The organism is Pelagibius marinus, from assembly GCF_014925385.1.
Taxonomy (GTDB): Bacteria; Pseudomonadota; Alphaproteobacteria; order Kiloniellales; family Kiloniellaceae; genus Pelagibius; species Pelagibius marinus.
Map to the genome: position 1 here is coordinate 237561 of NZ_JACSDK010000015.1, position 21160 is coordinate 258720.

At 67.9% G+C, this 21160-nt stretch carries 26 protein-coding genes; 10 read left to right on the plus strand and 16 right to left on the minus strand.

Annotated features, from left to right (window positions below; translation table 11 throughout):
• Window positions 1-14: 14 nt before the first annotated feature.
• From H7X47_RS18880 to H7X47_RS18895, 4 genes are all read right to left on the minus strand, one after another.
• Window positions 15-821: an aspartyl/asparaginyl beta-hydroxylase domain-containing protein gene (locus H7X47_RS18880; RefSeq protein ID WP_193370285.1), complete on the minus strand. Its 807-nt coding sequence runs from the start codon at window positions 819-821 to the stop codon at window positions 15-17.
• Window positions 822-835: 14 nt separating this feature from the next.
• Window positions 836-2047: an aminotransferase class V-fold PLP-dependent enzyme gene (locus H7X47_RS18885; protein ID WP_193370286.1), complete on the minus strand. Its 1212-nt coding sequence runs from the start codon at window positions 2045-2047 to the stop codon at window positions 836-838.
• 188 nt (window positions 2048-2235) lie between these two features.
• The gene (locus tag H7X47_RS18890) at window positions 2236-3297 is read right to left on the minus strand and encodes an alpha/beta hydrolase (RefSeq protein ID WP_193370287.1); all 1062 of its coding nucleotides are present in this window, start codon (window positions 3295-3297) and stop codon (window positions 2236-2238) included.
• A 158-nt stretch (window positions 3298-3455) separates the two neighbouring features.
• Window positions 3456-4094, minus strand: a complete 639-nt coding sequence (locus H7X47_RS18895; RefSeq protein WP_193370288.1) for a hypothetical protein — start codon at window positions 4092-4094, stop codon at window positions 3456-3458.
• 305 nt (window positions 4095-4399) lie between these two features.
• On the opposite strand from H7X47_RS18895, the gene H7X47_RS18900 reads away from it, so the two are divergent.
• Together H7X47_RS18900 and H7X47_RS18905 are read left to right on the plus strand one after the other, a co-directional pair.
• A complete protein-coding gene (locus tag H7X47_RS18900) occupies window positions 4400-4609 on the plus strand; it encodes a cold-shock protein (protein ID WP_193370289.1) in 210 nt (69 codons plus the stop codon).
• 178 nt (window positions 4610-4787) lie between these two features.
• A complete protein-coding gene (locus tag H7X47_RS18905; protein ID WP_227010610.1) occupies window positions 4788-5840 on the plus strand; it encodes a fatty acid desaturase in 1053 nt (350 codons plus the stop codon).
• Here the strand turns inward: H7X47_RS18905 and H7X47_RS18910 are convergent.
• A complete protein-coding gene (locus tag H7X47_RS18910) occupies window positions 5837-6601 on the minus strand; it encodes an SDR family oxidoreductase (RefSeq protein ID WP_193370291.1) in 765 nt (254 codons plus the stop codon). The genes H7X47_RS18905 and H7X47_RS18910 overlap by 4 nt on opposite strands.
• Window positions 6602-6811: 210 nt before the next feature.
• Between H7X47_RS18910 and H7X47_RS18915 the strand changes: the two genes are divergently transcribed.
• Complete coding sequence (locus H7X47_RS18915; RefSeq protein ID WP_193370292.1) at window positions 6812-7438, plus strand: glutathione S-transferase family protein; 627 nt, start codon at window positions 6812-6814, stop codon at window positions 7436-7438.
• 9 nt (window positions 7439-7447) lie between these two features.
• Here the strand turns inward: H7X47_RS18915 and H7X47_RS18920 are convergent, their stop codons facing one another.
• Genes H7X47_RS18920 through H7X47_RS26160 form a run of 4 tightly spaced genes read right to left on the minus strand, consistent with a single transcriptional unit; the run spans window position 7448 to window position 9530 of the window.
• Window positions 7448-8227 (minus strand): TIGR01458 family HAD-type hydrolase, encoded by a 780-nt coding sequence (locus H7X47_RS18920; RefSeq protein ID WP_193370293.1) that lies wholly within the window; start codon window positions 8225-8227, stop codon window positions 7448-7450.
• Between the two features lie 6 nt (window positions 8228-8233).
• Window positions 8234-8890 carry a nitrile hydratase subunit alpha gene (locus H7X47_RS18925; RefSeq protein ID WP_193370294.1) on the minus strand — a complete coding sequence of 219 codons (657 nt, stop codon included), beginning with the start codon at window positions 8888-8890 and terminating at the stop codon, window positions 8234-8236.
• Complete coding sequence (locus H7X47_RS26155; RefSeq protein WP_193370295.1) at window positions 8890-9174, minus strand: SH3-like domain-containing protein; 285 nt, start codon at window positions 9172-9174, stop codon at window positions 8890-8892. The genes H7X47_RS18925 and H7X47_RS26155 overlap by 1 nt, the downstream gene beginning before the upstream one ends.
• Complete coding sequence (locus H7X47_RS26160; protein WP_264373102.1) at window positions 9171-9530, minus strand: nitrile hydratase subunit beta; 360 nt, start codon at window positions 9528-9530, stop codon at window positions 9171-9173. The genes H7X47_RS26155 and H7X47_RS26160 overlap by 4 nt, the downstream gene beginning before the upstream one ends.
• A 257-nt stretch (window positions 9531-9787) precedes the next feature.
• Here H7X47_RS26160 and H7X47_RS18940 point away from each other — a divergent pair, with 257 nt between their 5' ends.
• A complete protein-coding gene (locus H7X47_RS18940) occupies window positions 9788-10309 on the plus strand; it encodes a hypothetical protein (RefSeq protein WP_193370296.1) in 522 nt (173 codons plus the stop codon).
• Between the two features lie 16 nt (window positions 10310-10325).
• On the opposite strand, the gene H7X47_RS18945 is transcribed toward H7X47_RS18940, so the two are convergent.
• The 4 genes from H7X47_RS18945 to H7X47_RS18960 all read right to left on the minus strand — a co-directional run bounded on the left by H7X47_RS18945 (window position 10326) and on the right by H7X47_RS18960 (window position 13110).
• A complete protein-coding gene (locus tag H7X47_RS18945) occupies window positions 10326-10574 on the minus strand; it encodes a DUF2312 domain-containing protein (RefSeq protein ID WP_193370297.1) in 249 nt (82 codons plus the stop codon).
• 113 nt (window positions 10575-10687) lie between these two features.
• Window positions 10688-10987, minus strand: coding sequence for a DUF1244 domain-containing protein (locus H7X47_RS18950; protein ID WP_193370298.1), 300 nt, complete (start codon window positions 10985-10987; stop codon window positions 10688-10690).
• 103 nt (window positions 10988-11090) lie between these two features.
• The gene (locus H7X47_RS18955; RefSeq protein WP_193370299.1) at window positions 11091-12233 is read right to left on the minus strand and encodes a carboxylate-amine ligase; all 1143 of its coding nucleotides are present in this window, start codon (window positions 12231-12233) and stop codon (window positions 11091-11093) included.
• A gap of 52 nt (window positions 12234-12285) precedes the next feature.
• Complete coding sequence (locus H7X47_RS18960; protein ID WP_193370300.1) at window positions 12286-13110, minus strand: N-formylglutamate amidohydrolase; 825 nt, start codon at window positions 13108-13110, stop codon at window positions 12286-12288.
• 160 nt (window positions 13111-13270) lie between these two features.
• Between H7X47_RS18960 and H7X47_RS18965 the strand changes: the two genes are divergently transcribed.
• Both H7X47_RS18965 and H7X47_RS18970 read left to right on the plus strand, forming a co-directional pair.
• Entirely contained in the window at window positions 13271-14314 is a 1044-nt protein-coding gene (locus H7X47_RS18965; RefSeq protein WP_227010611.1) for a 4-hydroxyproline epimerase, read from the plus strand.
• A gap of 6 nt (window positions 14315-14320) precedes the next feature.
• A complete protein-coding gene (locus tag H7X47_RS18970; protein ID WP_193370301.1) occupies window positions 14321-15241 on the plus strand; it encodes a cation diffusion facilitator family transporter in 921 nt (306 codons plus the stop codon).
• A gap of 52 nt (window positions 15242-15293) precedes the next feature.
• On the opposite strand, the gene H7X47_RS26470 is transcribed toward H7X47_RS18970, so the two are convergent.
• Window positions 15294-15494, minus strand: coding sequence for a fasciclin domain-containing protein (locus tag H7X47_RS26470; RefSeq protein WP_367575732.1), 201 nt, complete (start codon window positions 15492-15494; stop codon window positions 15294-15296).
• Window positions 15495-16583: 1089 nt separating this feature from the next.
• Entirely contained in the window at window positions 16584-17183 is a 600-nt protein-coding gene (locus H7X47_RS18980) for a fasciclin domain-containing protein (RefSeq protein ID WP_193370302.1), read from the minus strand.
• A gap of 112 nt (window positions 17184-17295) precedes the next feature.
• On the opposite strand from H7X47_RS18980, the gene H7X47_RS18985 reads away from it, so the two are divergent.
• Complete coding sequence (locus H7X47_RS18985; protein ID WP_193370303.1) at window positions 17296-17859, plus strand: sigma-70 family RNA polymerase sigma factor; 564 nt, start codon at window positions 17296-17298, stop codon at window positions 17857-17859.
• A 23-nt stretch (window positions 17860-17882) separates the two neighbouring features.
• Complete coding sequence (locus H7X47_RS18990; RefSeq protein WP_193370304.1) at window positions 17883-18596, plus strand: anti-sigma factor; 714 nt, start codon at window positions 17883-17885, stop codon at window positions 18594-18596.
• Between the two features lie 99 nt (window positions 18597-18695).
• Here the strand turns inward: H7X47_RS18990 and H7X47_RS18995 are convergent, their stop codons facing one another.
• Window positions 18696-19598: a dihydrodipicolinate synthase family protein gene (locus H7X47_RS18995; RefSeq protein WP_193370305.1), complete on the minus strand. Its 903-nt coding sequence runs from the start codon at window positions 19596-19598 to the stop codon at window positions 18696-18698.
• Between the two features lie 96 nt (window positions 19599-19694).
• Between H7X47_RS18995 and H7X47_RS19000 the strand changes: the two genes are divergently transcribed.
• Window positions 19695-20162, plus strand: coding sequence for an NUDIX domain-containing protein (locus H7X47_RS19000; protein ID WP_193370306.1), 468 nt, complete (start codon window positions 19695-19697; stop codon window positions 20160-20162).
• Window positions 20163-20398: 236 nt separating this feature from the next.
• Complete coding sequence (locus H7X47_RS19005; protein WP_193370307.1) at window positions 20399-21160, plus strand: FadR/GntR family transcriptional regulator; 762 nt, start codon at window positions 20399-20401, stop codon at window positions 21158-21160.

The following is a 21160-nucleotide window of genomic DNA, read 5'->3' on the forward strand; positions in this document are numbered from 1 at the left end:
AGGTGGCCGGCGACCTAGCGCTGCGCCGTCGCTTCGTCGCCCATGCCTTCCAGGATCCGGTCGGCGCGGCGGGTCGCCGCCTCGAACTGCTCCTCGAAGCCCTTCATCTTCGCCTTGGGCTCCTGGTAGTAGGCGGTCATCTTCAGGCCCTGGATGAAAATCCAGTTCAGCACCCGGCCCCAGAAACGCATGGGCCGCACGAAGTCGAAGAGCAGCACCACGCGCTGCTGCGGCGTGTCGTTCCTCACCTCGTGGTCATAGGTGTCATCGAAGACGATCAGCTTGCCCTGCTCCCAGGGGCACTTCTGATCCTCGACCCGCATATAACAGTTCTCGCGGTCGTCCGGCACGACGAGGCCCAGGTGGGCGCGCAGGATTCCCTTGGTAACGCCCTTGTGGGCGGTGATGTGATAGCCGGGCTCCAGGATGGAGAACCAAGCGGTCTGCAGTGTCGGCACCTGCTCCAGCAGCTTCGTAGTGAGCGGCGCGTGGGCGCAGTTCTTCTGCAGCTTGGCACCGAAGCCGTAGAGGATGAAGGTACGCCACTGCTGGCCCTTGGCGATGCGCTTCTGGTCGGAGGAAACCTCCTCGAAGGCCGGCACGCTCTCCTTGTACTCCAGGATCTTCATCAACTCGCCGTGGATTTCCTGCCAGTGCTCCTCGAAGGGCTTCAGGAAGGGGAAATCCGCGGAGTCGAGCACGGGATCGTTGCTGACCAGCGACTGGCTGGCCAGGAAGCCACGCAGGCGCCGGATCAGGCGCTTGCCGAACTTCTTGACCTTCTTGCGGCGCGTGGCACGGAAATTATCGGCAAGTTGCATCTTTGCCTGTCTCCCTATTCGGCGGCACGGGCGGGCATCGCTGCCGCCGGCGGCAGCAGCCGGCGCACCAGCTGGGCCATGCGCTGCAGCTCGCCGTCCGGCATGTCGTCGTAGCACGGCAGGATAATCAGCTTGCTCAGCAGCTCGGCGGCCACCTGGGGCTCCAGCTCCGGGCGGTCCTCCGGCGCGGCAACGGCCTGGTTGCGCGGCAGGTTGGCGGCGTCGAAGCCCTGGCGGCGCATCTCGGCGATGAAGGGCAGCGGCGCCTCGATCACGGCCGGGAAAGCCCAGTAATCGTGATGGGCGTTACCCTGGCCCGGCAGCGTCAGGCAACCGTCCAGCAGATCCCGCAGGCGCCTGCCCTTGGCGGCGCGGCGCTCCAGATCCGCCGGGTCGAAGCGCTCCAGGCGGCGGCACAGCAGGGCGGTCAGCGCCGCCGAGGGGCGGATGCGCAGGCTCTTGGCCTTCTTGTACTTGGCGACGTTGCGCACCTTCTCCGATACCTGGTCCTCGAAGTCCTTGCCCTGCAGCGCATAGAACTGCTGCAAGAGGCCGAATACCAGCGGCAGAGACAGGAGTTTGAGGCCGGCGAACTGGAACACCCGCCTGGCCTGGCGCTTGGTCGGCTGGATCGGATAGCCCGACTGGATGGCGCGCATCTTCTCCAGAAGGCCCGGCTTGCGCACGTTCACCAGGCCGCCGCCCAGGGCCGTGGCGTTTTTCAGCGGGCCGAAGGAGAACATGGTGAGGTCGGCCTTGGGGTTGCCCGGATAGTCGAGGCCGTTGAACACCTGGGCACAATCCTCGACGACGATGAGGCCGGCCTCGTGGGCGGCGTCGCAGAGGTGGTCGAACTGCAGGCGGCAGCCGAAGAGGTGGGCGACGATCAGCACCTTGGAGCGCGGGGTGATCGCCCGCTTCAGGGATTCCGCCGTCGGCGTCAGGCTGTCCAGGTCGAAGTCGATGGGCACCGGCTGGTAGCCCTCGCGCTTCACGATGTTGACCATGCCGTTGATATTCATGGCCGAGAAGATCACCTCGTCGCCCGGATCGAGTTCCAGGGCCTGCAGCAGCAGGTCGAAGCCGCTGCGCACGGAGAAGGTCAGCAGGGTGTCCTCCCCGGGCCAGTAGGACTCGGCGCGGGCGGTCAGATCCTCCCGGCGGCCGGCGGTCACGCAGGCCCAGGCCCCGGCCAGGAGATCACTCCAGCCGATCTGCAGCTTCATCCGCGGCCATAGCCTCATAAAAAAGCGCCCTCCGGCGATCCTCTGCGACCACGGCGCGAGGCCGGCAGGCCGCCCGGCCTCACATTTCCGTGATGCCGCGAAGGTACACCCCGGACCCGCAAAACACTAGAGATTCGGCTGCGACAGATTCGCCGGGCCGCCCGCCCGGCCGGCCCCCCCGCCGCCGCCTACTGGAGGCGCCAGTAGTCCCCGAAGTCGTTCTTGCGGCGCTGCTTTTCGGTGACGAAGTCCTCGTCCAGCTTGCCCTGCAGCACCTGGACGATGTCCTGACGCACCCGCGCGTTGTTGCGGTAGTACTGGTGTCCGGTGGGGTCGGCGGACCAGGCGTTGGCGCCCTTGGCCTCCCAGGTCACCTTGGGAGCCACATTGACCACCGAGACCTTGCCCGGCAGTCCGGCATCGCCGCGCGGGCCGCTGCGCCCCAGGCGGTCCGGGTTGCCCATGGCGTAGTCGCTGGCCTTCAGGGCCAGGTCCTGATGGTTGTAGTAGACCGTCAGGCGCCGGCTGCCGCGCAGCAGCGGCGCGATTTTGTGGCCCGCCTGCAGGGTGTCGTCGTCCTCGTCGGCGGCGGCCAGGATGACCTCGTCGAACAGCGGCGGAATGTTGTTGCCGACGAAGGTGCGCATGGCCTGCACCGCGCCGCGCAGGGCCCAGTTGCCCATGGAATGGCACATCAGGTGGATGCGCCCGTCGCAGCGCTCGCTGCGCGGGGTGTTGCGGATGAAGTCCGTGGCCTTGAGGATCGCCCGGCCCAGGGCCAGGCCCGAGGTCTCGGCCCGCTTGCGGTCGTCGTGGTAGGTGCGCACCCCCACCCCGGCGCCGGCGGAGGGCCAGGTGAAGAGCAGCAGGGTCATGTCCTTGCCGCCGGCGGCCAGCCACTGCTGCAGTTGCACCGCGCGCCCGGCCGCCTCGCGAAAGGTGTGGTCGTAGCCGTGCACGAAGATCAGGGCGTCGCCCTTCTTCAGCATCTCGGCGCGCACCTCGTCGAAGATCGCCCTGCTGCCCAGCTTCGACTTGTCGGCGTCCGCCTTGTCCAGGCGCTCCGGCGCCAGGGCGATCTTGCCGCTGTTGATGAAGCTGTCGAGGTCCTTCTTGTAGAGGTCCTTGCCGGCGAAGCTGACCTTGCCGAAGCGCAGCTCGTCCAGGTTGGGGTGGAAGTCCTCGCCGATCTCCGGGTTGGCCCCGCCGGAAATTTTCCGGTTGGTGCCGAAATAAATGTTCGTTGCCATGGCCGTCTTCCCCTTTTCTGGCCGCTTGTCCGACCCCCGCCCGGCCCTCGCTCACAGGTCGCTGAACCCGGCGCCGGGCGAGCTTACCAGCCTTCCATTCGGCGCGGCAGGGACAGAAAGGGGGTAACGCGGGGGGAGTAGGTCCCGCCGACGCGGCCTCAGCCCCCGCCGCCTTTGCCCGCGGCCCGCGCGCCCGGCCCCCGGCGCACCTCGGCGCGCAGCGCCTTGAGCTCTGCGCGGAAACCCTCCGCATCGCCGTAGTCGATGAAGCGGCGGTAGCGCGGGTGCGGCATGCGCACCCGCAGGGCGTGCTTGATCGGGCACCAGTACTGCTCCGAGCGGCTGGCCGCCTCGCGGGCGTAGGCGATGACCCCGTTGGCGTAGCCGCAGTAGGCGCAGTTCAGCTTTTCGATGCCGTTCAGGTAGGCCAGGCGGTGGCGGTCGACGATGACATAGTCGGCACGCCGCACCCGCTCCATGCGCCAGGCGGGAAAGCAGATCCAGAGATAGACGGTCACGCTCAAATCCATGAGGACCAGCGGCACGATGAGGCCGTAGACCGCCGGCGCCACGATCAGGGCCGCCAGGGGCGACCTGCGAAGAAAGGTCAGGATGCCGGTGCGGATCTTGCGGTGCTGGCGCAGCACCTCCTCCTCGAAGACCGCCCGCTGCTTCTCCATGCGGTACCGGAACCTGGAGCGCTGCGCCTCCAGCTTACGCTCCAGCTCGTCCTCCAGGCTGACCAGACGGTGGACCAGATCGTCGATTTCGCTTTCTCCAGGCTTGGCGGGGGGCATGGGCGGGGGTCCTCTCAAGCGGCTGCTCCGACGGCGAAGCCCCCATTCTAGGCCTAGCCTGATACCCTATGCAGGTCCAAATAGGTCAGGCTCCGCAATGCCTTGCAGGGATCACCTTGCAAGCGGCGCGGAAAGCGCCTATGTATATCTCGACGATATTGGCCGACTGACTGGGCCGCTACGCCACGTCACTGACGGGCGCGCACGTTTCAGACTATCTCTCCAAAATCGACGACCCGGGACTGCGGCGACGAATTCTCGTGCGCCCGCGCCCACGTGCAACCCGTTAGTGAAAGGCAAATACCATGATTACGGGCACAGTGAAGTTCTACAACGACCAGCGCGGCTACGGCTTCATCCAGCCGGAAGACGGCCAGAAGGACGTTTTCGTCCACGCCACCGCCCTGGAGCGCGCCGGCATCCACAGCCTGCGTGAAGGCCAGAAGGTGAAGTTCGACACCGAGATCGATCAGCGCAGCGGCAAGACTGCCGTCAGCACGATCGAGGCAGAGTAGCGCGGCAGCGGCCTGCCAAGGCCGCTATCTGCGCTCGGGAGCCGCCACCTGGAGACAGGGGCGGCTCCTTTTCTTTCCGGCTGAGGCTTATCGGTATCTTCACCTCGATGCCGCAAGCTCTCCGGAAAACATGGCGGCGCCCAACGCCGCCCGCGAAAACTGCAACGAAGCTAGAGACTTGACCCGACAGCAGCAGCACAGCGCGGCGCCGCCCGCGGCCACCTCATCAGAGCCGCGGAACTGGACCCGCACCCTGGCGCCCTACCGGGAACCGAGCCACACCCGCAGCGTTCTCGAGATCGCCATCACCTTCCTGCCCTTCGCGGGGCTCTGGACCCTGGCCTGGACGGCCATTCACCTGGGCTACTGGCAGGTCTCGCTGCTGCCCTCGCTGATCGCCGCCGGCCTGCTGGTGCGGCTCTTCATGATCCAGCACGACTGCGGCCACGGCGCCTTCTTCCGCCACCGCCTCGCCAACGACTGGGTCGGCCGGGCCCTCGGCGTGCTGACGCTGACGCCCTACGACGCCTGGCGCCGGGCCCACGCCATCCACCACGCCGGCGCCGGCAACCTTGATCGCCGCGGCATCGGCGACATCGACACCCTGACGCTCAACGAGTACCGCGCTTTGACGTCCTGGGGCCGCCTGCGCTACCGCCTGTACCGCAATCCCCTGGTGATGTTCGGCATCGGGCCGGTCTACCTCTTCCTGCTGCGCCACCGTTTTCCCGTCGGCCAGGGCCGCAACCGGCGCCAGGCCTGGATCAGCGCCATGGCCACCAACCTGGCGACGGCCGCCCTGGTCGGCGGCCTTATCTGGCTGGTCGGCAGCGGCCCCTTCCTGCTGGTGCAGCTGCCGATCACGCTCTGCGCCGCCGCGCTGGGCGTCTGGCTGTTCTACGTGCAGCACCAGTTCGAGGAAACCTACTGGGCCGAGGAAGACGAGTGGAGCCTCAACGAGGCGGCGCTGCGCGGCAGCTCCCACTACGACCTGCCGGGCGTCCTGCGCTGGTTCACCGCCAACATCGGCATGCACCACATCCATCATCTCTCCAGCCGCATCCCCTTCTACCGCCTGTCGCGGGTCCTGCGCGACTATCCGGAGCTGAAGGGCGTCAGCCGCCTGACCCTGCGGCAGAGCCTCGGCTGCGTGCGCCTCGCCCTCTGGGACGAGACGCAGCGCCGCCTGGTTTCCTTCCGTGAGGCGCGGAAGACGCAGAAGACCCCCTAGGTCCGGCAGATCGAGACGCCGCCGTCGACCAGCATGGCGGCGCCGGTCATGAAGCTGGACGCCTCCGAGGCCAGGTAGAGCACCGCGCGGGCGATCTCCTCCGGCGCCGCGATGCGCTTCAGGGCGTGCAGCCCTTCCACGAAAGCCTGGATCTCCGGCGTGCTGGCCACCGCGCGGCCCATCGGCGTGTCGGTGCCGCCGGGCAGGATCGCGTTGACGCGCAGGCCCTGCGCCCCGTGCTCCGCCGCCAGCACCTGGGTCAGCCCCACCAACCCGGCCTTGCTGGCCGCATAGGCCGCCATGCCGGGCATCCCGGCGCTATGGCCGACGAAGGTCGAGGTGAAGATCAGCGCGCCGCCGCCGCGCTCCAGCATCGCGGGGATCTGGTATTTCGCACCCAGGAAGGCGCTGGTGAGGTTGGTCTCCAGGGTGTCGAGCCAGCCCTCCAGCGAGACCTCCGCGACCGAACCCATCTCGCCCAGGGTGCCGGCGTTGTTGAAGGCGACATCGAGCCCCCCGAACTGTTCCCTGGCCGTCGCGACCAGTTCTTCGGCGTGCGCGGCATCCTTCACGTCGCCCGCCACGGCGACCGCCCGGCCGCCGGCCGCGACGATCTCCGCCACCAGGGCGTCCAGCTCCTGCTTGCGCCGCGCCGCGGCCACCACCTTGGCCCCCTCGGCCGCGAACAGCCGCGCCGTTGCCCGCCCGATCCCCGAACTGGCGCCGGTGACGATGGCGACCTTGCCGTCCAATGCTTTCATGATCTGCTCCTACCCATGTTTTCCCGTGCCCCATCGCACGGGCGGGTCGAACAAGAACAGCAAGCGGGAGTCCCCCTCTATCCGGAGCTTGTGTCCGAAACTTGCGCTGCTGACGGCCCCCGTCAGGGGGCAGGAGCTTGTCAGGATGACGCGCCGCGCGCTTGCCGCTAGGCTCGCGCTCTCCCCACAGCAAGAAGCCGGAGACCCCCGATGGCCCAGGACGTGATTCTCTACACCAACCCCATGTCGCGCGGCCGCATCGCGCGCTGGATGCTGGAGGAAATCGGCTGTCCCTACAAGGCGGAGATCGTCGACTACGGCTCGGCCATGCGGACGCCCGAATACCTGGCGGTCAATCCCCTGGGCAAGGTGCCGGCGATCCGCCACGGCGAGCAGATCGTCAGCGAGTGCGCCGCCATCTGCGCCTACCTGGCCGACGCCTTTCCCGAGGCCGGGCTGGCGCCGCCGTCCGCTGAGCGCGGCAGCTACTACCGCGCCCTCTTCTTCGCCGCCGGCCCCATCGAGGCGGCGACCACCAACCACCACTTCGGCTTCGAGCCGGAGGGCGAGCAGAACCAGGGCATGTCCGGCTACGGCAGCTTCACGCGCATGCTGGACGCTTTGGAGAAGATCGTCCCGGCCGAGGGCTACGTCGCCGGCGAACGATTCTCCGCCGCCGACCTCTACCTGGGCGCCCACATCGGCTGGGGCCTGCAATACGGCTCCCTGGAAGAACGCCCGGGCTTCGCCGCCTACGCCGCCCGCGTCAGGGACCGCGACGCCTACCGCCGGGCCCAGGCCCTGGACGAGGCGCTGCTGCCGAAAGAAGCGGGGTAAGGCGGGCGCTCAGCCCGTCAGCCCCGCAAGCCAGTCACTCAGGTCGGCGATCGTCTCGATCCGCCCGGTCGGCGTGATGCTCGGATGCGCGTCGTCCTGCGGGCGGTACTTGCCGGTCTTGACCTGAACGGCGGCGAGGCCGGCGGCCAGCGCGCCGCCGATGTCGGCCTCGATGTCGTCGCCGACCATGAGCACTTCTCGCGGCGCCAGGCCGAGACTCCCTAAAGCCAGGTCGAAGAAGTCCTTGGCGGGCTTGCCGACGACGCGGGCCTCCACCCCGGCGGCGTATTCCAGCGCGGCGACGAAGGGGCCGAGGTCGAGGGAGATGCCCGCCTCGCGCCGGGACACGCGGTTCTTGTGCAGGGCGACGAGGACCGCCCCCGCCGCCAGCCGCTGGAACAGGCCGTTCAGGCGGTCCCAGGTGAAGTCCTTGTAAAGGTCGCCCACAACGACCGCATCGACCTCGTCTTCCCCGACGATTTCGAAGTCCGCGAGGTCCTCGGCCAGCTCCGGCGCGGCGGCCAGGTGGATGCGTTTCGCGCCCAGGTCCGCGAGCAGCCGCGCGGCGGCGGCCGGCGGCGAGAAGACCTCATCGGCCTCGATCACAAAGCTCAGGGCCTGCAGGCGCGCGGCGATGGCGCGGCGCGGGCGCGTCGTGGTGTTGGTGAGGTAGCGGATGGCGAGGCCCGCGGCCTGCAGTTCCCGCAGCGCCGCGGCGGCGCCGGGGATCGGCTCATCGCCCTGGTGGAGCACGCCTTCCAGGTCCAGCAGAAGTCCTTTGAAAGCCATAGTGGCTCAGGCGTTGGGGCTCTTCGGCAGGGTCACGCCGATCATGCAGTCGCGGGTGACCAGCTCGGCCAGCGCCTCCTCGTCCCAGCCTTCGGTCCCCGCCGGGCGCGCCGGCAGCACCATGTAGCGCAGGTCGGCGGTGGAATCGTGCACGCGCACTTCTACGTCGTCGGGCAGGGTGGTGCCGAACTCGGCCAGCACCTGGCGCGGCTCGCGCACCGTGCGGCTGCGGTAGCTGCGCGACTTGTACCAGTCCGGCGGCAGGCCGATGAGCAGGCGCGGGTAGCAGGAACAGAGCGTGCAGACGATGACGTTGTGCACGCCTTCTGTGTTCTCCACCGCGCGGATCGGGATGCCGCCGGCGTCGATGTCCAGTTCCTCGGCCGCCTTGTTCACGTCTTCCAGCATGCGCGCCTTGAAGGCCGGATCGGCCCAGGCATGCGCCACCATGCGCGCGCCGGCCGCCTGGCTCTTGGCGTCGATGGCCTCCACCATGGCACGCAGCTCCTCGGCGCTGAAGACGCCCTTCTCGACCAGCAGGTCGCCCACCGCCTGGGTCATGACCTGGTAGTGGGTCAGCGGCGTCTCCTCCAGGTCGGGCTGGAAGGGGTGCGGCTGGTGGGAATGGTCGTGCCCGTGCTCGTGGTCGTGATCGTGGGCCATCAGGGCGCCTCCAGCCAGTTCTCGTAGATGTCGACCACCGTGGTGTCCTTTGGCGCGCCCCGGTAGTCGTCCCAGAGCTCCGCCGTCTCGAAAATCACCCGGTACAGCGGCAGGGCCGGCTCGCCGTCGCGTCCATAGGCCAGTTCCTCCGGGTTGCGGTAGGGGCCGAGCACCTCGGTCACCCGCCCGGTCTTGCCACGCACGAAGAAGGGCGTGCGCACGTGGCCCGGCGGAAAGGCGGCGCGCACCTTCACGCTCTCGCCGACGGCAAAGCGCGCGCTCACGGCTTCCTCTCCTCGACCCCGGCGGGCCAGGCCGCGCTGATCTCCGCCATGCGGCGGCCCAGCTCGTCCACGGTGATGACGCCCTTTTCCAGCAGGTTGTTGGTGATCGAGGCGATCCAGCGCTCGTAGTAGCTCATCTCGTCGTAGGCGCCGGGACCGAGCTCCTCGATGCCGCGGCGCAGCTCGTCGGTGGTGATGATGCGGCGCTTGGGGTCGCCCAGCAGGCGCAGGATGGCGTCGACCCGCTTCTCCCAGGGGGCGTAGTCGTGCTCGCCCTGCTCGACCGGGCCGGCGGGCAGGCCGCCCATGTCGTGATGACGGCGCAGGACCGTCTCGTCGTTGCGTTGCTTGCTCATGGGGGGAGTATCGGCGCGAGCGGCCAAAACCGTCAATGGCGCCGACACCTTTTGCTCCCGGCAGGCAGGTTTTGCCGGGCAGAACGGTTCCGGACGTCCCCCCCGGACCGGCCGCCGGAAGGTGCGGCGGCGGCGGCGGCTCAGGCGAATCGCCGCCGGCCAGGGTAAACGCCCGGACTGCCGCGACTTGGCGCGATTGTTGCGTCTTGACCTTCCGTCGAAGTTGCAACCCCTATGACGAAGCTGGGAACCAGACGATGACCTCGGTATCCAATGGCCCCGCCGCCGCCTACGACGGCCTGCGGCTGTTCGACAGCAGCCGGGTGAAGCCACAGAAACTCTCCACTGACGATATCCAGGAAGCGCTGACCGGGTTGGAGGCGCAGAAGGCCGCCCAGGACAGGCCGGCCGCAGCCGCAAGCCCGCCGGTGGAGATCGCGAACCTTCAGACCCAGTTGCAGAAGGCCAGCCAGGCGGAGACCGAGTTCCGTAGCCAGCAGATCGCCCAGGAAGGCGATGCCGTGGTGTCGGCCGGCGAAGACGACGAAGAGGAATCGGAGGCCGTGAAGACCTTCCTGGCTTACATGTCGAAAACGCCGGAGGAGCGCTTCTTCGAGTCTTTCCTGAAGTCCAAGGGCATGACCAAGGAAGAGTTCGAGGCCCTGCCGCCCGAGGACAAACAGGCCTTGCTCAAGGAGTTTCAGGAGATGGTGAGGGAACGCACCGAGGCGGAGAGCGCCAAGAAACTCGCCCGCACGGCCGCGCGCGAACTGCTTTAGGGGCCCTAGCCCGGCATCACCCCAGCATGCCCAGGGCCTGCTTGTAGAGGTCGAGGATGGCTTCTTGCTCCTGGCGGTCGCCGGAGTCCATCTTGCGCAGGCGGATGACCTGGCGCATCACCTTGGTGTCGAAGCCCTCGCCCTTGGCCTCCGAAAAGACCTCACGGATATCGGCGGTCAGCGCCGCCTTTTCCTCTTCCAGGCGCTCGATGCGCTCGATGAAAGACCGCAGCCGGTCCGCCCCAATGCCGCCAGCATCAGCCATGCATAAACTCCTAATTCCTGCGGGAAATGACCCTATCGAAGGGCGCCGAGACTAGCCGCCGGGCCCGGCTCTGACAACGCTGATAGAGGGTGCAAAACGGGGATAACCCGCCTTCAGCCGTGGTCCTTGTGGCTTTCGGCGAAGGCGGCCTTCTGCTCGGCCGTGGCCTCGGTCTGGTACTTTTCCTTCCACTCCTCGTAGGGCATGCCGTAGATCAGCTCGCGGGCGGCGGCATAGTCCATTTCCAGGCCCTTGTCCTCGGCGGCCGCCAGGTACCACTTGCTGAGGCAGTTGCGGCAGAAACCGGCGAGATTCATCAGGTCGATGTTCTGCACGTCTGTGCGCTGGCGCAGGTGCTCGACCAGGGTGCGGAAGGCCGCGGCCTCCAGTTCTGTGCGGGTCTTGTCGTCCATCGGGTCCGTCTCTCCTTCTTGGCCGGGCGCTCCGACTCCTTTCAGGGAATCTGGGGCGCCGGCGGCGAATTTTCCAGGGCCACGCCGAGGGGCCGCCGGGGGGCTAGGCCACGGTCTGCTCGATGAGGAAATCCACCACCTGCTTCAGCGCCTCGTGCTTGTCGGCGCCCTCGTAGCAGGCCTCGTTGAAGATCGCGAGCTGGCGGTGGGCCGAGGTGCCGCGGCGCAGGATCTCGCGCGCGTGCTCCAGCTCCTTCAGGCAGTCCAGCGCGGCGGCGTGCTCCGAGGTCAATTCGATGATCTCCTCCAGAAGATCCCCATAGGGCACGATCTCACCGCGTCCGAAGTCCACCAGGCCCTCGTCGATGCCGTAGCGCTGCGCGCGCCAGCGGTTTTCCTCGATCAGCATGTTGGAGTACTTGCGCCAACGCTGGTTGTTGCGCTTCAGCACGTAGAGCATGCGCATCAGGCTGACATAGACGGCGGCGATGGTGGCGCCGTCGGCCACGTCGGTGCAGATGTCGGCGATGCGCATTTCCAGGGTCGGAAAGCGCGCCGAGGGCCTGAGGTCCCACCAGATCTTGGTGCCGTCCTCCAGCAGGCCGGCGTGCACCATGACGTCCAGGTGGCGCTGGTACTCGCCGAAGCTGTCGAAGGTCTCGGGCAGGCCGGTGCGCGGCAGCTCGTGGAACACCGAGAGGCGGTAGCACTTGAGGCCCGTCACCTCGCCGCGCCAGAAGGGCGAGGAAGTGGACAGCGCCAGCAGGTGCGGCAGGAAATAGCTGGCCTGCTGCATCAGGTCGATGCGCAGCTCGTCGTCGTCCAGGCCGACGTGCACGTGCATGCCGCAGATGAGCAGGCGCCGCACCACCGCCTGCATGTCGCGGGCCAGGCCGTCGTAACGCTCCTTGCGGGTGTGCTTCTGCGCGTCCCACTGGGCGAAGGGATGGGTCGAGGCGGCGATGGGCGCCAGGCCGTAGTCCCCGGCCACCTTGGCGATGATGCGGCGCATCTGCGCCAGCTCCTCGGCCGCCTGGCCGACGGTCTCGCACTTGCTGGTGCCGACCTCGATCTGCGACTGCAGGAACTCCGGGCTGACGTGCTCGCCCAGCTCCTGCTCGCAGCGGGTCATCAGGCTGTCGGGCGCCTCGACCACCAGATCGCGGGTCACCCGGTCGACCAGGAGGTATTCCTCCTCCATGCCGACGGTGAAGGACGGCTCCGGCCGCAGGACGCTGCCGGTCATGTCCGCTTTTCCCCAGACCGCTGTATCATAGGCGCTCCCCTTTAGCCGCCGCTCAATGGTGTTCGACGCGGTACAGCGCCGGGTCGCCCAGCACCGCTTCCAGGGCGGCGGCCAGGCGCTCGGCCCACTCGGCGGCGCCCTGCTGGGTGTCGACGAGGTCCTGGCGCACCTCGATCAGCACGTTGGCGAGGCCGCGCCGATCGCCGTGAATGTGCTGGGTGTAGCCGTGGCCATCGGCGCCGGAATAGGGCTCGTTGTCGCCCACGGTCAGCCCTTCGGCGCGCAGCCGGTCCATCAGCGGCTGCGGCAGGCGCGGGTCCCGGTTCCACAGGATGCCGATCTCCCAGGGGCGCTGCAGGCCGTGCATGATCGGCGTGAAGGAGTGCATGGAAACCAGCACCGGCGCCCGCCCCTCGCCCCGGGCGCCCGCCATCATGGCGTCGATCTGCGCCGTCACCGCCGCGTGGTAGGGACGGAAGAAGGTGTCGATGCGCGCCTGGCGCTGGCCCTCGTCCAGGTCGCGGTTGCCCGGCACCACCGTGCCGTCGCTGATCTCCGGGATCAGGGTCGGGTTGTCCAGCAGCCGGTTGGGATCGACGATGAGGCGGGAAAAGTGACTGAGCATCGCCGGGGCATCGAGGCGCCGGGCCATGTGGCGGGTCACCTCGGCGATGCCGATGTCCCAGGCGATATGGCGGGTGAGCTGCGCCTCGTCCAGGCCCAGCGACTTCAGCGCCCGCGGGATGAAGCGCGTCGCATGGTCGCAGATCAGCAGCACCGGGGCCTTGCCGCCGGGGTTGACGATGTCGAAGGGGCGCGGCTCGTCCGGGGCCAGAAGCCCGGATTCCTGCGCCTCTTCGGGATTGTCGCTATGCATATCAAGCGCCGACATAAGGCGCCGACTATAGCCGCCGCGCCCCGGCCAGGAAAAGCCCTCCAAGCGGGCCCCTGCCCCGCGCCAGGCTCAGGCGGCCCCTCGAAGCCCCCGCCTCAGGGCCCCATTGTCAAGACGGGAAGCGGCCCCGATACTGCCGGGCATGAACGACGCCAGCGCGGCAGAGGGCGCGATTCGCCCCAATACCTTCTTCTGCATCGACGGCCACACCTGCGGCAACCCCGTGCGCCTGGTGGCCGCCGGCGGCCCCGCCCTGAACGGCGCCACCATGAGCGAGAAGCGCCAGGACTTCCTCGCCCGCTACGACTGGATCCGCACCGGTCTGATGTACGAGCCGCGCGGCCACGACATGATGTCGGGCTCGATCCTCTACCCGCCGAACCGCGCCGACTGCGACGTCGCCGTGCTCTACATCGAGACCTCCGGCTGCCTGCCCATGTGCGGCCACGGCACCATCGGCACCGTGACCTTCGCCATCGAGCGCGGCCTGGTGCAGCCGCGCGAACCCGGCGTGCTGCGCCTGGAGACCCCCGCCGGCCCGGTCGAGGCGCGCTATGCCCTGAAGGACGGCTACGTCGACTCGGTGCGGCTGACCAACGTCGGCTCCTACCTGGCCGCCGAGGGCGTCAGCGTCGACTGCCCGGAACTGGGCCACCTCACCGTCGACATCGCCTACGGCGGCAACTTCTACGCCATCGTCGAGCCGCAGCAGAACTACAACGACATGGCCGATCTGACGCCCGGCGACATCCAACGGCTTTCGCCGCTGCTGCGCGCGGCCCTCAACGACGCGGTGGAGATCGCCCATCCGGAGAACCCGACGATCCGCGGCGTCAGCCACATTCTCTGGACCGGCAAGCCGACGAAGCCGCCAGAAGAAGGGGGGGCCGACGCGCGCAACGCCGTGTTCTACGGCGACAAGGCCATCGACCGCAGCCCCTGCGGCACCGGCACCTCGGCGCGCATGGCCCAGCTCCACGCCAAGGGGCGCCTCAAGACCGGCGACAAGTTCGTGCACGAGAGCATCATCGGCAGTCTCTTCACCGGCCGGGTCGAGGCGGAGACCGAGGTCGGCAACCATAGGGGCATCGTCCCCTCGATCGAGGGCTGGGCGCGTATGACGGGCCTCAACACCATCACCATCGACCCGCGCGATCCCTACGCGCACGGCTTCCAGGTCGTCTGAGGCCGCATGGAGCATTCGCACCATGGGCATCAGCACGGGCACGGGCACGGACACGCCCATGTGCACGGCGCAGGCGCCGACAGCGAGAAGCGGGTGCTCTGGGCCTTCGTCCTCACCGCCGGTTTCATGGGCGCGGAGGTGGCCGGCGGGCTGATTTCCGGCTCCCTGGCGCTGCTGGCCGACGCCGCGCACATGCTGACCGACGCCGCCAGCCTGGCGCTGGCCTGGATCGCCTTCCGCGTCGCCCGGCGCCCGGCCGACCCGCGGCGCTCCTACGGCTACGGCCGCGGCCAGGTGCTGGCCGCCTTCACCAACGGCGCGGTGCTGGTGGCCATCGTGCTGTGGATCTTCGTCGAGGCCGTCCAGCGCCTGATGACCCCGGTGCCGGTCGAAGGCGGCCTCATGCTGGTCGTCGCCGCATTGGGCCTGGTGGTGAACATCATCGCCTTCGTCATCCTGCACGGCGGCGACCGGCACAACCTCAACCTGCGCGGCGCCACCGCCCATGTCCTGGGCGACCTGCTGGGCTCCGCCGCCGCCATCCTCGGCGCCCTGGTCATCCTCTGGACCGGCTGGATGCCCATCGACCCGATCCTCTCCATCCTGGTCGGCCTGCTGGTGCTGCGCAGCGCCTGGCTGGTGGTCCGCGAGTCGGTGCACATCCTGCTGGAGGGCACGCCCGCCGGCATCGAGCCCCAGGAGCTCCGCGCGGCGCTGCTGGCGGACATCCCCGCCCTGGAGGACGTGCATCACATCCACGCCTGGTCGCTGACCTCCGAGCGCCCGCTGCTCACCCTGCACGCCCGGGTCGGCGAGACCGCCGATGCCCAGGCGACCCTGGATCGCATCAAGCAGGTGCTGGCTGAGCGCTACGGCATCGAGCACTCCACCATCCAGATCGAACGCGGCGACTGCGGGGATGATTAGGGATACAGGGCGGCGGAGGCGCACCGCCCTGCATAGCTCCCTCGCCTGCCGATTACTTCGGCAGCAGCACGGTATGGATGTCGTGGATCACGCCGTTGGACTGGCACACGTCGGCGATGGTCACCGTGGCGGTGCCCCTCCACCAATTGAGGCTGGGTTGCTCGTTGTACGACCGCCGGAGCAATAGTTTTGACTCAGATGTCGCCCACCGTAGCGCATCGGACGAGGTCTTGGATAGGCACCGCATTCGCATTTCGGACTAGGCGACACGACAACAAGCCGCGGCACTGACGTACCGCGGCTGCTTCATTTTCCCCAAGATTGCTGAACGGCTCGCACCTGGTTCGGTGCCTCTTTGTATCGTACGTGCGCCAAGAGCATGTACAATGCCGACCGAAGTTGTAGCAGTGAGGCGCATTTCAATGGAAGCGGAGTTGGGTTGGGCACATGTGCCTTTGGTCGGCCTTCTTTGGACGGCCACCCTCGCATGTCTTATTGCGCTCGGAGGAACTGCGTCCAAGCATTCATTGATGAGACTAAGACAAAGCTACTGGTCTCTCTTGGAGATCTTCGGCAGCGCTGTCGCATCGATTCTCCTCAGCTTGATCCTGATCTTTCTAATGGTCGTACTTCATCGAGGGTTCGGCATCTTCTTTGTAATAGCGGTCATCGTAGCGATGCCCATTGTAGTGATCGCACTCCAGTTCTCTGTTTCCTTGGACCGAGTTCGGACATGGAAAGGCGTCCGGATTTCCGCTTCAGTAATGGGGGCCAGTCTCCTGATTGCGTTCGTTTATGCCCTAGCCGCAGACCTCCCTTTCCCGTGAAACTGCCGATGTTATATCGCGACCATCAGTATGCATGTGCCAGCAGGGCATCGACTCAGCACGTGCTTGGCCGCCTCCCGATGATCTTTCCGCACCCAACAGCATGGCTTTACCGGCAAGAGGATCTCTCGAGCCTAAGAGCGATATATCGGCATGCATGAGCGCTTCTGCGGGACCGGCTCTCGTGACTGTCGCTCCTGGAAATTCGGAGACGTAGCCAAGTTTGCGGACTGGTGTCGGGCAGATTGCAGAAGGCGGACAGTGGCCCGGCGCACTTTGCAAATGCATAAGCTGGCGCATTTCCTGGCGGAGATTTGGTTCGGTCGCGCGTGAGCAGCCAGGGTGGGGGCTCTCTCCCCTATCTTCAAGCCCCGCGCCATGAGGGTGTGGTGGTTCTCAGGGAGTTTGGTGCGGGCCTGGAATTCAGCGTCCGGGAGCCGCGGCCCGCCGGCGTGCGAAGAGGCCACGCAGGGCGGCGGAGGCACACCGCTCTGCATAGCTCCCTCGCCTGCCGCTTACTTCGGCAGCAGCACGGTATCGATGACGTGGATCACGCCATTGGACTGACGCACATCAGCGATGGTCACCGTCGCCGTGCGGCCGTTCTCGTCGGTCAGGGTGATGTTGCCCTTGGAGTCGTTCTCGGCCAGCAGCTTGCCGCCGGCGACCGTCGGCACCGGGTGGGCGCCGTTGTCGTCGGCGATCATCTTGTTGATGGCGTCGCTCAGCGCGTTGGCCTGGACCACGTGATAGGTCAGCACCTTCTGAAGCTGCGCCTTGTTCTCCGGCTTCAGCAGGTTGTCCACCGTGCCGGCGGGCAGCTTGGCGAAGGCTTCGTCTGTCGGCGCGAAGACCATGAAGGGGCCGTCGCCCTGCAGCGTCTCCACCAGGCCCGCCGCCTTCACCGCGGCGACCAGGGTCTCGTGGTCCTTGGAGTTCACCGCGTTCTCGATGATGTTCTTCGAAGGATACATCGGCGCCCCGCCGACCATGGTGGTGTCCTCCGAAGCGGCGGCCGACTGCTGCTTGGACATGCCGGTCTCGGCGTTGGCGGCGCAGGCGGCCAGGCTGACGGCCAGGAAGCTCGATCCGATCAGTTTCGTCAAAGTCTTCATCGGTGTTATCCTTTTCTTGTCGGAGCGCGGAGAATTCCGCTCTCCCCAGGCTTGCGCTGCCGGGCCGGGAAAAGTTTCATCGCTGGGTCAAAAAAATCTTTGAAGGGGCCGGATGGGCTCGGACGACACCGCAGAGAGTCCGACGGCAGAGAGCCCGGAATCCCTCCTGTTGCGCGTGGCGCGCCAGGACCGCGAAGCCTACCGCGCGCTCTATGACCTCTGCGCCGCGAAACTTTTCGGCGTCGCCCTGCGCATCTGTAGGGAAAGGGGTCTGGCCGAGGAGGCTTTCCAGGAAGCCTTCATCGGCATCTGGCGCAGCGCCGGAGACTTCGATCCGGCGCGCGGCTCCGCCCTGGCCTGGATGGCCGGGGTGACGCGCAACCGGGCGCTGGACCTGCTGCGCAGGCGCGGACGCGGCGACCGGCCGATGGAGGACGGCGCCCTGGAGGCGCTGCTGAACGAGGCCGAGGGCCTGCGCGGCGACCAGGCCGACCTGAACGCGCTGCTGCAATGCCTGGAGCGCCTGGAAGAGACCCCGCGCCGGGCGGTAATCCTCGCCTACTGCGAGGGCCTGACCCGCGAGGAACTGGCCACGCGCTTCGAGGCGCCGGCGAACACCATAAAGACCTGGCTGCGCCGGGCGTTGGCGGCCCTGCGAAGCTGCCTGGAAGAGTAACGGAAGTGGAGTAGGATCGGCGCATGGCCGACCAGGACGACAAGAACCTCGACACGGACCTGGACGCGGGCGAAAGAGCTCTCGGCACCGAACCGCGCGACGGCGAAAGCGCGGAAGAGCGGCTTGCGCGCCGGGACTGGGACGACAAGCTGGCGCCCCTGGCGCTCGCCGCGCCGCCGGCCGAGCCGCCCGCCGGGTTGTTCGAGCGAATCAGCCAGGCCCTGGACGGCGAGGCGGAGGCAGCGAAGGTCATCCGGCTCGCCGAGCGCCGCGCCCGGCGCTGGCGCGCCGTCGCCATCGCCAGCAGCGGCATCGCCGCGGGCCTGGCGGCAGTGGTCTTTGCCATGATCTACATTGGGCCACTCGGACAGGTCGTGCCGCCGGCAGTGCCGCAGCAAAGCTACGTCGCTTTGGTGACGCCGGAAGGCGAAGGAGGACCGGCGCTGCTGGTCGAGGTCGATTTCTACGGCGATGACCGGCAGGAAGGCCGCATCACCATCCAGTCCGTTCAGGTGGAGGCGCCGGCGGGCCGCAGCCTGGAACTCTGGCGGGTGCCGGCGGGCGGCAGCCCGCAGTCGATGGGCGTGATCGCCCCGCGCGACCCCTTCACCCCCCTGGAGACCGCGGTCGAGGCCGGCGACACCCTCGCCGTCTCCGTCGAGCCGCCGGGCGGCTCGCCCAGCGGCGCGCCGACCGGTCCTGTGATCCTCAGCGGCCCGCTGATCGAAACGCGCTAGATCACTCCTCGATCAGGTGGAATCACCTGATCGAGAGTAAAGTGCTCTACCTCAATAAGTTAGAGCAACTGGCCTGCGTCCATCTGGACGCGGGTTGCTCTAGGCCGGCAGCGCGGGCCGCGTGTTGAGGGCTTCCTGGATCAGGCCGGTGATGCGCTCACGTTCCTCGCCCACCAGCGGCAGGCGCGGCGGGCGGCAGTCCTCGGTGCCGTGGCCGCACATGGCCTGGGCCAGCTTGATGTACTGCACCAGCTTGGGATGGCAGTCGAGGTGCAGCACCGGGGTGAACCAGCGATAGAGTTCCAGCGCATCGGCGTAGCGCCCGGCCCGCGCCAGCTCCCAGAGTTTCAGGGTCTCTTCCGGAAAGGCGTTGACCAGCCCGGCCACGGTGCCGACCGCGCCCAGCATGACCGATTCCATCACCAGGTCGTCGACGCCGCCGAACAGCACGTAGCGCTCACCGCAGGCGTTGACGATGTCGGTGAGGCGGCGCGGATCGTCGGAGGATTCCTTGATGGCGACGACGGTGGGCTCGTCGGCCAGCTCGGCGAACATCTCCGGCGTGATGTCGACGCCGTAGACGACGGGGTTGTTGTAGCACATGACCGGCAGGGCCGAAGCGCGGGCCACGGCACGGTAGTGGGCCAGGGTCTCGCGCGCGTCGGACTTGTAGACCATCGCTGGTAGGACCATTAGGCCATCAGCGCCCAGGGCCTCCATGTCGGCGGCGTATTTGCACGCTCCAGCGGTGGTGGTTTCGGCAACCCCGGCGATCACCGGCACGCGCCCCGCCGCCGTCTCGACCGCCGCTTTCACCACGCCGCGCTTCTCCTCGGCCTCCAGGGAGCAGTTCTCGCCCACGGTGCCGAGCATCACCAGGCCGTGCACCCCGGCGCGGATCAGCATTTCCAGGTGCGCCGTGGTCGCCTCCAGGTCCAGGTCGCCGCTGGTGGTGAACTGTGTCGTCGCTGCCGGGAAAACTCCCTGCCATTCCACCGTCATGCCTCTCGCCCCTTCATGATCGCCTTACGCCTCCGATTGGACTGTTCTCCGTCAGGCTCTTAGCATGGCCCGCCCGCCTTCGCCATGGAACCAGGAATGGACGCCCCCGACAGCCCCTCCCCCAGCCGCTCCCCGCGCCTTGCCGTGCTGGCGGTGGTGACCCGCGATCATCCCGCCGGACCGCAGGTCCTGCTGGTCCGCCGCGCCAACCCGCCCCAGGCCGGGCTCTGGGGCTTTCCCGGCGGCAAGGTGGAGTGGGGCGAGGCCCTGGCCGCCGCCGCCCGGCGCGAGCTGCGGGAAGAGACCGGCGTCCTGGGGGCCAACCCGCGGCCTTTCGAGGCCATCGACCTGATCGAGGGCGGCCACCATCACCTGATGGTCGCCCTGCGCCTGGACTGGCAGGCCGGCGAGCCCCAGGCCCGCGACGACGCCCTGGAGGCCTGCTGGGCGCCCGCGGCGGCCCTGCCCCAGCCGCTCTGCGCCGACGTCGCCCGGGTGGTGGCCCGGGTGGTGGCCCAGATCGTGGCGCAGGCAGTGGCCGAGGATCCCGCCGCAGAGTGCTGACTTCCGGCGGCCGCTCCCCGCCGGAAACCGCCGATTCCCGCGATTTTGGAAAGCGATTCCATTGCCGTCTTGACGCGACGCCCCGAAAGCCGCTTAAATAGGTTTCAAAGTGGTCATACCAAAAAACCACTAGAGAATCACTAGACTGGAAGGGAGGCCGGCAGGAAACCGGAAGCTGTGCCCTTGGGGAGCCCTCCCCGAGGCCAATTCGGACCGAGGAGCCGGTGCAGGACGCCATGGATCGTAGGTTTCAGGAAATTCCGCGCGAACGCGTGGCCGATCGTATCGCCAGCGAACTGCTGCGCATGATCTCCAGCGGCGAGCTGGCCCCGGGCGAGCGCCTGCCGGGCGAGCGCCAGCTGGCCGACATGATGGGCGTCAGCCGCGTATCCGTGCGCGCCGCCCTGCAGCAGCTGAAGGCCCAGGGCTTCGTCACCGCCGTCCAGGGCGGCGGCACCCGCATCACCGCGGCGGCCGACCAGCTCGACTCGGCGCTGGCCCGCCTGGTGCGCTCCAACCGCAACAACCTGCACGACCTCGCCGAGGTGCGCGCCAACCTGGAAGTCTGGGCCGCGCGCCGCGCCGCCGAGCGGGCGACGCCGGAACAACTGGCCGAGATCGAGCGCTGCTTCTCCATCATCATGAGCCCGGACCGTCCCTCGCGCGCCAAGGCCGAGGACGACCTGAACTTCCACCTGGCCATCGCCAAGGCGTCCAACTCGGCCGTCTTCATGCACCTCATGTCGATCCTGGGCGACATCCTGGAACAGATGTTCGCCTTCCACCGCTACAGCCTCTACGCCAGCCCGGCCGACGACCGCCGCTTCATGGAGCAGCACCGGGCGATCTGGGCGGCGATCCAGCGCGGTGACGGCGACGCGGCCGAGGAGGCCATGCGCGAGCACCTGACCACGGTGCTGTCGCGCTACGAGGAAGAGAAAGAGGAAGAGGAATCCCAGCAAGCGGCTCCGCAGCCGCAGGCCGCGGCCCGCGGCTGA